The following is a 13607-nucleotide window of genomic DNA, read 5'->3' as shown; positions in this document are numbered from 1 at the left end:
ATGCGCGAGGGAACGGCGAAGACCCGGTCGGCCGTGGCGGTGGCGCTGCTGGCGAGCTGCGCGGCGGTGCTCGGCGCGGGCGCCCCGCAGGGCGCGGCCCTGGCCGGCGCCCCGCTCCGGCCGGCGCAGGCACCGCAGCAGGAGCAGGCCGGCACCGACTGCGACGTCTACCAGAGCGTGCCGCCGAGCAGCGAGGACGGCCCGGCGGTGAAAGCGATCAAGGCGAAGCGGAGCCTGGTGATCGGCGTCGACCAGAACAGCTTCCGCTGGGGCGCCCGCAACCCCACCACCGGCCAGATCGAGGGCTTCGACATCGACCTCGCCCGGGCCATCGGCACCGCGATCATGGGCGACCCGGACAAGGTGACGCTCAAGGCGGTGCCCACCTCCGGGCGGATCGACTTCATCCAGCAGGGCCGGGTCGACCTGATCGTCCGGACCATGACGATCAACTGCGACCGGCTGCAGCAGGTCGCCTTCTCCAAGCCCTACTTCAACAGCAGCCAGCGGGTGGTGGTGCCGCGCACCTCCACGGCACGAACCATCGACGAGGCGGTGGACGGCAAGACCGTCTGCGCGGCGACGAGCTCCTCCGCCGAGATCGAGCTGAAGCGCCGCCCGAAGGTCGCGAAGATCGTCTCGGTGGAGAACCACCTGGACTGCCTGGTGCTGATGCAGCTGGGCAAGATCGACGCGACCATGACGGACGACGGTCTGGCGGCCAGCCAGGCGGCCCAGGACCAGACGGTCCGGGTGGTGGACGGCGAGGTCCAGCCCTCCGTGATGGGCGTCGCGATGCTCAAGAACAGCCCCGACCTGACGGCCCGGGTGAACCAGGTGCTCGCCGACTACCACGCGAACGGCGGCTGGCAGGCGAGCTACGACCGCTGGCTCAAGCCGTACATGCTGAACGACGCCGAGCACTACTGGCCGGTCCGGCGGTGACGGCGGCCGCGTCATGACGGGCCCTTGACGACCGGGCCCCGCCCCGCCGCGGGGACGCAGGCTAGGGTCGTCCGGGGCCACGCGGCCGGCCGGGCGGGCCCGGCGGTCCAGGGCCGCGGAGCCCCGCGGGACGGATCAGGACCAGGCAGCACCCAGCAGGGCCAGGCAGTACTCAGCAGCACCGGGCAACGCTCGACAGCACCCGGCAGCACCGCGCACGACCAGGACGCGACGAGGAGGGGGAGACGACGTTGGCAGCTTCGGCCGGCCCGGTACTGAGCCGGGAGGAGGTGGACCGCGCACTGACGCGCCTCGGCGCCGAACGCGACGCGGTCGAATCGGCACTGCTCTCGCTCCAGGACCACCCGGGCCTGCGGCTGATCGACGGCGCCGAGCTGGCGGGCCGCACCCAGGAGCGCTGGTCCGTCGCCGGGCAGGGCCTGCCGCTGCTCTGGGCGCTGTTCGACCGCTACTCGGAGGCGCTGGCCTCGGCCCGCGCCGTCCGCGCCCGCCGGGCCCGGCCCGGTTCGGCCGAACTCGCCGAGCTCAGCGAGCTGCTGACCGGTGACGCCGTCACCGTGCCCGGCGGCTCGCTGCCGGACGGCCCGCAACTGCTCGGCGCACCGGCCAAGCTCGTCCAGCGGGTCAGCCTGGACGAGCTGATGGCCCGGATGAACTCCTGGTACGCCACCGTGCTGGAGGTGGTCAGCGCCGCCGACGCCGTCTGGTCGGCGCTGCCCGCCCGGATCGACCTGCTGCTGGCCGAGCTGCGCCGGGTGCAGACGCTGGCGGGCTCGCTCGGCGTGCACCCGGGCAGCCACCCGCTCGCCGACGACCTCGCCGGGCTGGCGGCCGACCTCGCCGAGCTGCGGGCCGAGGTGCGCACCGACCCGCTGGCGCTCTGGCGGCCGGCCCGGGTGCCCGCGCAGCGCGGCACCGTGCCCGACGGCACCGCACTGGCCACGCCGTCCGGGGTGGTGGACACCGAGCGGTTCGACCGGGCCGGGCGGGCGCTGGACGGCGTCCGGCTGGAGCTGGAGGACGTGCTCCGCCTGCGCGACGACGCCGAGGAGCGCCTCCAGGGCGTCGGCGACCTGCTGCAACGGGCCGACGCCACGCTGGCCGAGGCCCGCCGGGCGCGCGGCGAGGTGCTGGCGAAGATCGCCGCCACCGAGGTGCCCGCGGTGCCCGGGCCGGCCTCGGCGCTGCGCGAACGGATCGTGCTGGCCCTGGAGTTGCGCCAGAGCGGGCAGTGGCACCGGCTGGCAACGCTGCTCGACGCCCTGGAGGACGCGGCAGCCAAGGAGCTGAACCGGGCCCGCCGCGCGCTCACCGAGGTGACGCAGCCGCTGGCCGTCCGGGCCGAGCTGCGCGGGCGGCTGGACGCCTACAAGGCGATGGCGGCGCGGCTGCGCGTCGCCGAGGACCCGGAAGTGGTCGAGCGGTACGAGAAGGCGCGCTGGCTGCTCTGGAGCGCGCCGTGCGACCTGCGGGCGGCGGCCGCGGCCGTGGCCCGCTTCCAGCAGTCGCTGCGGCCGGCCCCGGCCGGGCCGCCGCAGGCCGGGGGGCCGGTCGACGGGCAGGCACAGGAACAGGAACTGGGGAGCTGAGGTCATGGACGAGGCGTGCGGACGGCCGGAGTGCACCGGCGACGGGACGATCGACGAGGACGGCTACTGCACCGAGTGCGGGCTCGCGCCGGCGGGCGCGGTGTCCGTCCGGACCGGTGCCGGCTCCGGCACGACCGGCTCCGGCGCGACCGGCTCCGGCAGCGGCACCACCGGCTCCGCCACGCCCTCCGGGCCGGCGCCGGGCGCCGTCGGCCCCGGCTCGCCCTGCCCGCGCGACTGCACCGGCACCATCGACCCGGACGGCTACTGCGACGAGTGCGGCCTCACCGCCCCCGGCGGCGACACCGGGCTCACCCAGCCGTACATCCCCTCCGCCCGGCTCTCCGCGGACTCCTCACGCACCGGCTCCTCGCGCACCGGCTCGGCCCGCTCGATGTCCGGCCGGTCCCGCTCGCACCGCTCCACCCGGACCGGCAGCAGCCGTTCGGTGTCGGTGCGCAGCAGCCGCGGCAGCGTCAGCGCGGGCACCCGCAACCGGCTGGGCGCCGGCCTGGTGACGGTGCCCACCGTCCCGGCGGCCGACCCGACGCTGGCCGTCCTGACCGACCCGCAGGTGCCCGAGCGCAAGCGGTTCTGCTCCAAGTGCGACACCCCGGTGGGCCGGGAGAAGAACGGGCAGCCGGGCCGCCCCGACGGCTTCTGCACCAAGTGCGGCACCCCGTACTCGTTCACGCCCAAGCTGCGCCGGGGGGACTTGGTCGGCGGGCAGTACGAGGTGGTGGGCTGCCTCGCGCACGGCGGACTCGGCTGGATCTACCTGGCGGTGGACCGGCGGGTCAACGACAAGTGGGTGGTGCTGAAGGGCCTGCTCGACACCGGGGACGAGGACGCGCTCGCGGTGGCCGTCGCCGAGCGGCGGTTCCTGGCCGAGGTGGACCACCCGAACATCGTCCGCATCATCAACTTCGCCGAGCACCCGGACCTGCGGACCGGCTCCACCGACGGCTACATCGTGATGGAGTACGTCGGCGGCAAGTCGCTCAAGGACATCGCCAACGAGCGCCGCACACCGGACGGCCGGCGCGAGCCGCTGCCGGTGGAGCAGGCCATCGCGTACGCGCTGGAGGCGCTGCCCGCGCTCGGGTACCTGCACGGCCGGGGCCTGATCTACTGCGACTTCAAGATCGACAACGTGATCCAGAGCGGTGACGCGCTCAAGATCATCGACATGGGTGCCGTCCGCCGCCTCGACGACGACGGACCGATCTACGGCACCATCGGCTACCAGGCCCCCGAGATCGCCACCGAGGGCCCCTCCCCCGCCTCCGACCTCTACACCGTCGCCCGCACCCTCGCGGTGCTCAGCTTCGACTTCCAGGGCTACAGCACCACCTACCGCGACTCGCTGCCCGGCCCGGAGTCCGTCCCCGTCCTCGCCGCGTACGAGTCGTACTACCGCTTCCTGGTCCGCGCCACCGACCCGGACCCGGCCCGCCGGTTCGCCTCCGCCGAGGAGATGGCCGACCAGCTCACCGGCGTGCTGCGCGAGGTGCTGGCCCTCCAGGACGGCCGCCCGCGGCCCTCGCTCTCCACGCTGTTCGGCCCGGAGCTGCGCGTGGTGGACACCGAGCTCGTCCGGCCGGCCCTGCGGCCCGACGAACTGCGGGTCACCGCACTGGACCCGGCCGCCGCCGCACTGGCCCTGCCCGTCCCCCGGGTCGACCCGGCCGACCCGAACGCCGGCTTCCTCGCCACCCTGCTCGCCACCGACCCGCACGAGGCGCTCGCCGCCCTGGCCGGCGCCCCCGCCGACTCCGTCGAACGCCGGCTGCGCGAACTCCGCGCCCACCTCGAACTCGGCCACCGCGCCACCGCCGAGAAGGCACTCGCCGAGCTGGACCGCGACCACCCGGACGACTGGCGGGTGGTCTGGTACCGCGGACTGACCGCGCTGGTCGGCGCCGCCGACCCGGGGAGCAGCGCGGACGGACGCGGCGGATCCGCCGTGCCCGGGGAGGCCGGCCCCGCCGGGGAGGAGACCCCCGCCACCCGGGCGCTGCGCGCCGCCGCCGAGGCCTTCGACGCCGTCTACGACGCCTTCCCCGGCGAGAGCGCCCCGAAGCTGGCCCTCGGCATCTGCGCCGAGCTGCTCGACGACGGCGGCGACGCGGCCGAGTTCTACCGCCTGGTCTGGAGCACCGACCACGCGTACCTGAGCGCCGCCTTCGGGCTGGCCCGGGTCCGCCTCGCCGGCGACGACCGGGCCGGCGCCGTCGCCGTCCTCGAATCGGTGCCCGCCACCTCCAGCCAGTTCACCGCCGCCCGGATCGCCGCCGTCCGCGCCCGGCTGCGCGAACGGCCCGCCACCGACCCGCTGGGCGAGGACCTCGGCACCGGCTCCGAGCAGCTGACCGCGCTGCGGCTGGACGACCGCCGCCGCGAGGAGCTCTCCGTCGAGGTGCTCGGCACCGCCCTCCGCTGGGTCGTCGCCGGCTCGGCCGGGGCCGAGAAGGCCGGCGGGACGACCGTGCTCGGACGGCCGGCCGTCGAACGGGAACTGCGGTTCGCGCTGGAGCAGTCCTACCGGGTACTCGCCCGGTTGGCCGACCGGGCCGAGACCAGGATCGAGATGGTGGAGCGGGCCAACCGTGCCCGCCCCAGGACATGGGTGTGACCAATGCCGCAGCAGACCGTGTGCCAGAGCTGTGCCGAACCGCTGGAGCCGGAGGATTCCTATTGCGGCTCCTGCGGGGTGGGCCGGGACGGCCGGCCGGCCCCGGGCGCGATGCCCGCGGGCTGGTCCACCGCCCGGGGTGACGGCGGCGACCGCACCCCCGGCGGCCACCGCCCGGCGACCGGGCCGGACGGGCCCGCCGTCCCCGCCCAGGGCGGGCCCGCCTGCGTGCACTGCGGCCTGCCGCAGGTCTCCGGCGACGGCTACTGCGAGGCCTGCGGCGGCGCCCAGCCGCGCCCGCGCGACCACATGGAGAAGGCGCTGGCCGGCGTGGCCGGGGTCAGCGACCGCGGCGTGCGCCACCACCGCAACGAGGACTCGTTCACCGTCGCCGCCACCTCGCTGCCCGGCGGCGAACCCGTCGTGGTGGCCGTGGTCTGCGACGGTGTCTCCTCCTCCGACCGGCCCGACGAGGCCTCCGAGACCGCCGTCGATGCTGCCTCGGAGTCGCTGCTCACCGCGCTGGAGGCCGGCCAGGAGCCGACCGCGGCGATGCGCCGGGCGATCGCCGACGCGGCCGCCGCCGTCGCCGCCCTCGCGGTCGACGGCACCTCCCCCTACCGGCCCGACGTCAACGCCCCCGCCTGCACCTACGTCAGCGCGATAGCCGCGGGCGGCCGGGTCACCATCGGCTGGGTCGGCGACACCCGGGCGTACTGGATCCCGGACGACCGGGTCGCCGCCGAGCCGTTCCGGCTCACCCAGGACGACTCCTGGGCCGCCCGGATGGTCGAGGCCGGCCTGATGGGCGAGGCCGAGGCGTACGCGGACCCGCGGGCCCACGCCATCACCGGCTGGCTCGGCGCGGACGCCGAGGAGGTCGTCCCGCACACCCTCGACTTCACCCCGCACGTCCCCGGCGTGCTGCTGGTCTGCACCGACGGCCTCTGGAACTACGCCGAGGCCGCCACCGACCTCGCCTTCTACGTCCGCCCGGACGCCCGCACCGAGCCGCTCGCGGCCGCCCGGGCCCTGGTGAAGTTCGCCGTCGCGGCCGGCGGGCACGACAACATCACCGTCGCCGTGCTGCCGATCGACCCGCCCGCCGGGCCGGCCGGCGCGGACCGGGCCGACGACCCGGCGGCCGAGGACGCCCGCACCGCCACGGCGCTCGACCTGCCGGTGATCCGGCCGGGCGCGGCCGGTGGCGACGACGAGGAGGACCACGACCCGACGCTGCCGGACCTCCCGGTGATCGGCTCGCCCGCCGCCCCGCTGCCGCCCGCCGCCCCGCTGCCGCCCGCCGGGCCCGTGCCGCCCGCACCGCCGGCCCCGCCCGCGGTGCCGCCGCAGCCGCCGCGCCCGCCGCTGGGCTGACGCCCGCCCCCACCGACCGTACGCACCAACGACCACCCGACGGGAGCCACCGGCCCATGGCAACACTGGCTAAGCCGAACCTGCCCAGGTTCGACGTGGACATCTTCCAGAACGAGTACCTCGCCGACGGCGCCCGCGAGGTGAACGCCATCGTGACCGTCACCGCGACCGGCGGCGGCACCTCCGGCGGCCGTCCGCTCGGAGTCGCCGACGCGGGGCCGCTCGGGGCCGGTGCGCAGTCCGCCGCCGTGGTGATCATGGTGGACTGCTCCGGCTCGATGGACTACCCCGCCAGCAAGATGCGCGGCGCCCGGGAGGCCACCGCCGCCGCCATCGACACCGTCCGCGACGGCGTCGCCTTCGCCGTCGTGGCCGGCACCCACGAGGCCCGGGACATCTTCCCCGGTGACGGCACCCTCGCCATCGCCTCGGACGACACCCGCGGCCGGGCCAAGGAGGCGCTGCGGCGGCTCACCGCGGCCGGCGGCACCGCGATGGGCACCTGGCTCGCCAAGGCCGACCAGCTCTTCCTGACCCGCCGCGACATCGCCATCCGGCACGCCATCCTGCTCACCGACGGCAACAACGAGCACGAGTCGGCGGTCGACCTGGACCGCGCCATCGAGCGGGTCTCCGGCCACTTCACCGCCGACTGCCGCGGCGTCGGCACCGACTGGCGGGTCGACGAACTGCGCAAGATCTCCTCCGCGCTGCTCGGCACCGTCGACATCGTCGCCGAGCCCTCCGCACTCGCCGAGGACTTCCGCTCGATGATGACCGGCGCGATGGGCAAGCAGGTCGCCGATGTCGCCCTGCGGATCTGGACGCCCGCCAACGCGGTGGTGAAGTTCGTGAAGCAGGTCGCCCCCGCGGTGGAGGACCTCACCGGCCGCCGCACCGAGGCCGGGCCGCGGGCCGGCGACTACCCGACCGGCTCCTGGGGCGACGAGAGCCGCGACTACCACGTCTGCGTCGAGGTGCCGGCCGCCACCGTCGGCAACGAGATGCTCGCCGCCCGGGTCAGCCTCGTGCTGCCGCCGCAGACCGGCAGCACCCCCGAGGTGCTCTCGCAGGGCCTGGTCAAGGCGGTCTGGACCGACGACCTGGCCTCCTCCACCCGGATCAGCCCGCAGGTCGCCCACTACACCGGTCAGGCCGAGCTGGCCTCGTCCATCCAGGAGGGCCTGGAGGCCCACCGGGCCGGGGACGTCGACCGGGCGACCGCCAAGCTCGGCGCCGCCGTCCGGATCGCCCACGCGACCGGGAACGAGGGCACGTTCAAGCTGCTTCAGAAGGTGGTCGACGTCGTCGACCCCAAGGAGGGTACGGTTCGGTTCCGTAAGAACGTGAGCGAGGCCGACTCGATGACCCTTGAGACCCGGTCGACCAAGACCGTCCGTGTGAAGAAGTGACCGCTGAAGAAGCCGACCGGGCCGGGGCCCGGCCGGACGCTGCCCCAGCTGGCTGGAATTGAGGGGGACCTGATGCCGATCTGCCCGAGGGGGCATGAGTCGCAGGCCGAGGACTGGTGCGACTTCTGCGGCTTCCCGATGACGCCGCCGCCGCCCGTCCCGCCGCCGCCGGGCTCGCTCCCGGGCGCGCCCGGGGCGCACGGCACGCACGGCGCGCCCGCGCATCCCGGCCACGGCCCGCACGGCGGTCCGCCGTACGGCGGACCGGTGCAGCCGGGCCCCGCACCCGTGCCCGGACCGGTACCGCCCGGCCCGCCGCCCGCCGGCCAGGGCTTCCCGGACCTCACCGAGGGCCTGGTGGTCTGCCCGATCTGCCGCAGCCCGCAGACCGGGCGGTTCTGCGAGGAGTGCGGGTACGACTACGACCTCTCCGCGCCCTCGCACCGCCGGCCCCCGGCGGCCCCGGTGCCCGGGCCCGCCCCGGCGCCGGCCCCGCTGAACATCCCGGCCGCGTACGGCGGCCCGCAGCAGCCGGGCCCGGGCGCCCAGCAGCACGCGCCGCAGCCGTACCCGTCGGAGCAGCCGTACGCGCCGGAGCAGCCGTTCCCGCCGGCCCAGCCGCAGCACTCCCAGCAGCCGCAGCAGCACGCCCAGCCGCAGCCGGCCCAGGGCGGGGCGGCGTCCGGCTACGGCTACCCGCCGGCGGCCGGCTCGCCCTACCAGGAGACGCCCTACCAGGAGCCCGGCTACCCGGCCCCCTCGTACCCGGAGCCGTCCTACCCCGAGCCGTCCTACCCGGAGCCGCTGCCGCGCGAGGACTCCGGCCCGGTCTACGCGCAGCCGGGCCCGACCGGGCGCGGCGGTGAGTTCGGCACCTCGTTCAACCTGGCCCCGCCCGTCCCGCCGCAGCCGCAGCCGCAGTCGCCGCAGCAGGCCCAGCACCAGCAGGCCCAGCACCAGCAGGGTGCGCCGGGCCAGGGCGCGCCGCAGCCGGAGGCGGTCCGGGCCAACTGGATCGCCGTGGTCTCGGCCGACCGCGACTACTTCACCGACATGATGGCCCGCAGCGGGCCGGAGGCGGCGGGCCTGTTCTTCCCGCCGTACTGCCCCGAGCGGCGGATCCCGCTGACCGGCCGCGGCCAGCTGCGGATCGGCCGGCGCAGCCAGCACCGCGGCACCGTGCCCGAGATCGACCTCTCCGTCCCGCCGGAGGACCCGGGCGCCTCGCACCAGCACGCGCTGCTCGCCGAGCAGCCCGACGGCAGCTGGGTGCTGGTGGACCAGGACTCCACCAACGGCACCACGATGAACGGCGGCGGCGAGTCGGTCACCCCGCACACCGCGATCCCGCTGAACGACGGCGACCGGATCCACATCGGGGCGTGGACGACGATCACCCTGCACCGCGCCTGAGCCGTCCGCGCAGGCCACGCAAGTGCTCAGGGCCGGGCGGGAGTTCGACTCCCGCCCGGCCCTGCCGCGTCCCCCGCGCCGGCAGCATCCAGCCGGCCCGGACCGCGAATCGCGCGCGCGGACGTGCACAAGTCACCCCGCTGCCCCTACCCTCAGGGCACATGACTGCAGCTATATCCGCCGACGGTATCCGTCAGCGGTACGGGGATGTTCAAGCCGTTGACGGAGTGTCACTCACCGTCGAGGCCGGAGAGTTCTACGGAATCCTGGGGCCGAACGGCGCCGGGAAGACGACCACACTGGAGATCCTGGAGGGGATCCGCAAGCCCGACGAGGGCCGGATCGAACTCCTCGGGCTGGCGCCCTGGCCGCGCAACCCGAAACTGCTGCCGCGCATCGGCGTGCAGTTCCAGGCCTCCGCCTTCTTCAACAAACTGACGGCGCGGGAGACCATCCGTACCTTCGGCTCCTTCTACGGCGTCGGGCCCAGGCGGGCGGACGCCATGCTGGAGCGGGTCGGCCTGACCGAGTCGGCCGGCGTGATGACCGACAAGATGTCCGGCGGCCAGGCCCAGCGCCTCTCCATCGCCTGCGCGCTCGTCCACGACCCCGAGCTGGTCTTCCTGGACGAGCCCACCACCGGCCTCGACCCGCAGGCCCGGCGCAACCTCTGGGACCTCCTCCGGGCCATCAACGCCGAGGGCCGCACCGTCGTCCTGACCACCCACTACCTGGACGAGGCCGAGGTGCTCTGCGACCGCGTCTCGGTCATGGACCACGGCCGGATCCTGAAGACCGGCGCGCCGGCCGCTCTGATCCGCGAGATCGACGACACCGTGCGGATCAGCGTCGAGTCCGGCCTGCTGACCGCCGAGCGGGCCGGCGAACTGCTGACCGCCGTCGACGCCGAGGTCGTCTCGATCGAGGACGACGGCGTCTCGCTCGTCGTCGCCACCCACCTCCCGGCCCCGGTGCTCTCCGTGCTGGCCGAGCAGAACGCGCTGCGCGGCCTCGAAGTCCGCGGCGCCACCCTGGAGGACGTCTTCCTCCAGCTCACCGGACGGGAGTACCGCGCATGACCGCCGAACAGACCGGGACGGCGGCCGTGCCGTCCCAGCGGAAGCCCGCCACCACCCCCTCGGCGCCCGACGGGCAGCCGGAGCGCGAGCGGGTGAGCGCCTTCGCCAGTCTCTCCCGGGTGATGCTGGTCGCCTTCCTGCGCGACAAGTCCGCCGTCTTCTTCGTCCTGCTCTTCCCGCTGATGTTCCTGCTGCTGTTCGGCACCCTGCTCAAGGGCGCCAGCAGCCCGCACGCCAAGGTGGTGCAGGTCGGCTCCGTCCAGGTCCTGGACGCGGTGCAGGGCGACGGCCGGGCCGAGCTGGAGAAGGTCCTGACCATCAGCCGGAGCGACGACGAGGCCGCCTCGCTGGAGAAGGTCCGCAAGGGGGACCTCGACGCGCTGATCAAGCAGGGCCCGGACGGCAAGATCGAGCTTCGCTTCAGCGCCGCCGACCAGGTCCGGGCCGGCTCCGTCCAGGGCATCGTCAACTCGGTGGTCCAGCAGGCCAACCAGGCCGCCAGCGGAAAGCCGCCGGCCTTCACGCTGGACGCGAGCCGGGTCGAGGACGAGTCGCTGAAGCCGATCCAGTTCCTCACCCCGGGCCTGCTCGGCTGGGCGGTGGCCACCGGCGCGGTCTTCAGCGCCGCGCTGACCCTGGTGTCCTGGCGGCAGAAGAAGGTGCTGCGCCGGCTGCGGCTGGCCCCGGTCAGCGCCGGGGCGATCGTCTCCTCCCGGATCGCCGTCTCGGTGCTGACCGCGCTGACCCAGACGGCCATCTTCCTGGCGCTCGCCACCACGCCGTTCTTCGGGCTCAAGCTCACCGGCAACTGGTGGCTGATCATCCCGCTGGTGGTCTGCGCGACCGTCGCCTTCATGTCGATCGGCCTGCTCGCCGGGGCGATCGCCAAGACCGAGGAGGCGGCCAACGGCATCTCGCAGATCATCGTGCTGCCGATGTCGTTCCTCTCCGGCTCCTTCTTCCCGACCGACGGCATGCCGGGCTGGCTGAAGGCCGTCTCCGAGGCGCTGCCGCTCAAGCACCTGGTCAGCGCCTCGCAGACGGTGCTCTCCCGGGGCGGCGGCGTGATGGACGCGCTGCCGACCATGGGCGGCCTGCTGCTCTTCGCCGCCGTCTTCACCGCGATCGCCTGGCGGCTCTTCCGCTGGGAGGACGCGTAGCCACCACCGGCGCCTAGCGCACCCGCCGACGCGCGGCCCAGCCGCGAACGCGCAGCGGCCGCGCCCGCGCCCGCGCCCGCGCCACCGGCCCACATCACCGGCCCACATCACCGGCCCGCGGGGCCGTACGCCGGGAGTCCTGGTCCTCAGGCCCCGGTGTACGGCCCCGCCGGTGTCTGCGACCATGGTCGGGTGAAAGAGATCCGGCGTGGCACGCTCAGCGAGGAGACCTTCTTCGACCAGGTCGGCGGCGAGCCGACCTTCCGGCGGCTGGTGCACCGGTTCTACCAGGGCGTCGCCGAGGACGAGTTGCTGCGGCCGATGTACCCCGAGGAGGACCTCGGCCCCGCCGAGGAGCGCCTCGTCCTCTTCCTGATGCAGTACTGGGGCGGCCCGCGCACCTACAGCGAGCAGCGCGGTCACCCGCGGCTGCGGATGCGGCACGTGCCGTTCCGGGTGGACCGGGCGGCGCACGACGCCTGGCTGAAGCACATGCGGGCGGCGGTGGACGAGTTGGCGCTGCCGGCCGACGCCGAGCGTCAGCTCTGGGACTACCTCACCTACGCCGCCGCCTCGATGGTGAACACCGAGGGCTGAGCGGGCCGGGCACGGCAGCCCGGCGGCCGGGGCGGGCGCTGCGCGCCCGGGGTGTCCGGCTCAGCGCAGCGGGCTGAGCCCGAGGCCGGCACCGGGCGCGGCCGCCGTACGGACCGCCACCGAACCGGCCGGGGCGCTCAACCGCAGCCAGCCACCGGCCCGGTGCACGGTCAGCAGGGCGTCCGGGGTCAGGAAGCCGATCACGTAGGCCGCGTGCGCGGCCCGCAGCGGCAGCTCGGGCAGCACGGTCACCGGCCGCGACCAGATCTCGTCGGCGAGTGCGTCCAGCACCGCACGGGTCCGGTGGTGGGCCGGCACGGCCTCGCTGCGCTCGCGGAACTCCCGGACGGCGGCCATCAGTTCCGGGTGCACCCGCTCCACCGGCGGCTCGCCGAGCAGGCGCCAGCCGGTGCGCGGCGGGAGCAGACCGGCCCAGGCCGGGCCGGTGACGGGCGCGGGCAGGGCGACGGTGTTCGCCCGGTCGTCGAGGCCGTCCAGCAACTGTCCGGCGGAGACGGTCCGGTCGACCGGCCCGCCGAGCCCGGCCAGCCGTGCGGTGCGGATCGCCAGCGCGCCGGATCCGCCCAGCGGCAGCCGCCCGAAGACCGCCACCACGCCGTCGTCGCCGTCCGGCCGCGCCACTGCCTGCAGCCGTACCGCCGCCGCCCGGTCGAAGCGGAGCAGGCGGACCAGGAAGGCGCTCAGGTCGGCGGCCTCCCCGGTGTCGGCGAGGGCGAGGGGGGCGGTACCGGTCAACGCGTGTCAGCTCGAATCCGTTGTTGTCGGGTGGTCGTGAGGGGCCGGTGCGGGGACGGGGCCGGTGCGGGGCCGGCGCCGGGCCGGGCCCGCGGCCTCAGGCCGCCGCGCCGACCGGCTGCGCGTCCCGGCTGCGCTCGCCCTCGGCGCGCTCACCCCCGGCGCGCTGGTCGGTACCCCGCTCGTCCGTGTAGCGGCCGAGGAACTCCCGCTCCACGGCGCTGATCCGGCGCGGCCGGCCCTCGGCCAGGTCGTAGGGGACGACCACGGTGGACGCCCGGACGTAGACCGTCTCGGTGCCGTCCTCGGCGGTGTCCTTGATCTCGTAGGCGACGGTCAGCGAGGCGACGCCGATCTTGGTCACCCAGGTCTCGATGGTGACCGGCTCGGGCCGGTGCACCAGCGGACGCTTGTAGTCGATCTCGTGGCGGGCCACCACCGAGCCGCCCGCGAACTCCCCGGCACCGGCGGCGGCGGCCTGGGTGAACATGAAGTCGATCCGGGCCTCCTCCAGGTAGCGCAGGAAGACCACGTTGTTGACGTGCCCGAAGGCATCCATGTCGGACCAACGCAGCGGACAGGCGTAGATGTGGCGTGCCACGGGTGTTCTCCTCGACGTCCGG

Annotated in this window: 11 protein-coding genes; 9 read left to right on the top strand and 2 right to left on the bottom strand. The window is 75.1% G+C overall.

The genetic code is table 11. From position 1 onward, the window contains the following. The 9 genes from OH807_RS28335 (at nt 1) to OH807_RS28295 (ending at nt 12228) form a co-directional block, all read left to right on the top strand. Nucleotides 1-945, top strand: a complete 945-nt coding sequence (locus tag OH807_RS28335; protein WP_406204154.1) for a glutamate ABC transporter substrate-binding protein — start codon at nt 1-3, stop codon at nt 943-945. A gap of 251 nt (nt 946-1196) precedes the next feature. After that, on the top strand, nt 1197-2555 hold the full coding sequence (locus tag OH807_RS28330) for a hypothetical protein (RefSeq protein ID WP_406204151.1): 1359 nt from the start codon (nt 1197-1199) through the stop codon (nt 2553-2555). A gap of 4 nt (nt 2556-2559) precedes the next feature. After that, on the top strand, nt 2560-5190 hold the full coding sequence (locus tag OH807_RS28325; RefSeq protein WP_406204148.1) for a tetratricopeptide repeat protein: 2631 nt from the start codon (nt 2560-2562) through the stop codon (nt 5188-5190). Between the two features lie 3 nt (nt 5191-5193). Next, nucleotides 5194-6567: a PP2C family protein-serine/threonine phosphatase gene (locus OH807_RS28320; RefSeq protein WP_406204145.1), complete on the top strand. Its 1374-nt coding sequence runs from the start codon at nt 5194-5196 to the stop codon at nt 6565-6567. Nucleotides 6568-6623: 56 nt separating this feature from the next. Continuing rightward, nucleotides 6624-7979 (top strand): vWA domain-containing protein, encoded by a 1356-nt coding sequence (locus OH807_RS28315; protein WP_406204142.1) that lies wholly within the window; start codon nt 6624-6626, stop codon nt 7977-7979. Nucleotides 7980-8051: 72 nt separating this feature from the next. Beyond that, complete coding sequence (locus tag OH807_RS28310; protein ID WP_406204140.1) at nt 8052-9392, top strand: FHA domain-containing protein; 1341 nt, start codon at nt 8052-8054, stop codon at nt 9390-9392. Between the two features lie 227 nt (nt 9393-9619). Continuing rightward, nucleotides 9620-10471 carry an ATP-binding cassette domain-containing protein gene (locus OH807_RS28305; protein ID WP_406204137.1) on the top strand — a complete coding sequence of 284 codons (852 nt, stop codon included), beginning with the start codon at nt 9620-9622 and terminating at the stop codon, nt 10469-10471. Continuing rightward, nucleotides 10468-11631: an ABC transporter permease gene (locus OH807_RS28300; RefSeq protein WP_406204134.1), complete on the top strand. Its 1164-nt coding sequence runs from the start codon at nt 10468-10470 to the stop codon at nt 11629-11631. Before OH807_RS28305 ends, OH807_RS28300 begins: the two co-directional genes overlap by 4 nt. Before the next feature lie 192 nt (nt 11632-11823). Then, nucleotides 11824-12228 (top strand): globin, encoded by a 405-nt coding sequence (locus tag OH807_RS28295; protein ID WP_406204131.1) that lies wholly within the window; start codon nt 11824-11826, stop codon nt 12226-12228. Nucleotides 12229-12288: 60 nt separating this feature from the next. Here the strand turns inward: OH807_RS28295 and OH807_RS28290 are convergent, their stop codons facing one another. Both OH807_RS28290 and OH807_RS28285 read right to left on the bottom strand, forming a co-directional pair. Further along, nucleotides 12289-12984, bottom strand: a complete 696-nt coding sequence (locus OH807_RS28290; protein ID WP_406204129.1) for a hypothetical protein — start codon at nt 12982-12984, stop codon at nt 12289-12291. A 97-nt stretch (nt 12985-13081) separates the two neighbouring features. After that, nucleotides 13082-13585, bottom strand: a complete 504-nt coding sequence (locus tag OH807_RS28285) for an acyl-CoA thioesterase (protein WP_406204126.1) — start codon at nt 13583-13585, stop codon at nt 13082-13084. Between the last annotated feature and the right edge of the window lie 22 nt (nt 13586-13607).

The organism is Kitasatospora sp. NBC_01560 (assembly GCF_045208415.1).
Lineage (GTDB): Bacteria > Actinomycetota > Actinomycetes > Streptomycetales > Streptomycetaceae > Kitasatospora.
This window is presented reverse-complemented; position numbering and strand designations above follow the sequence as displayed.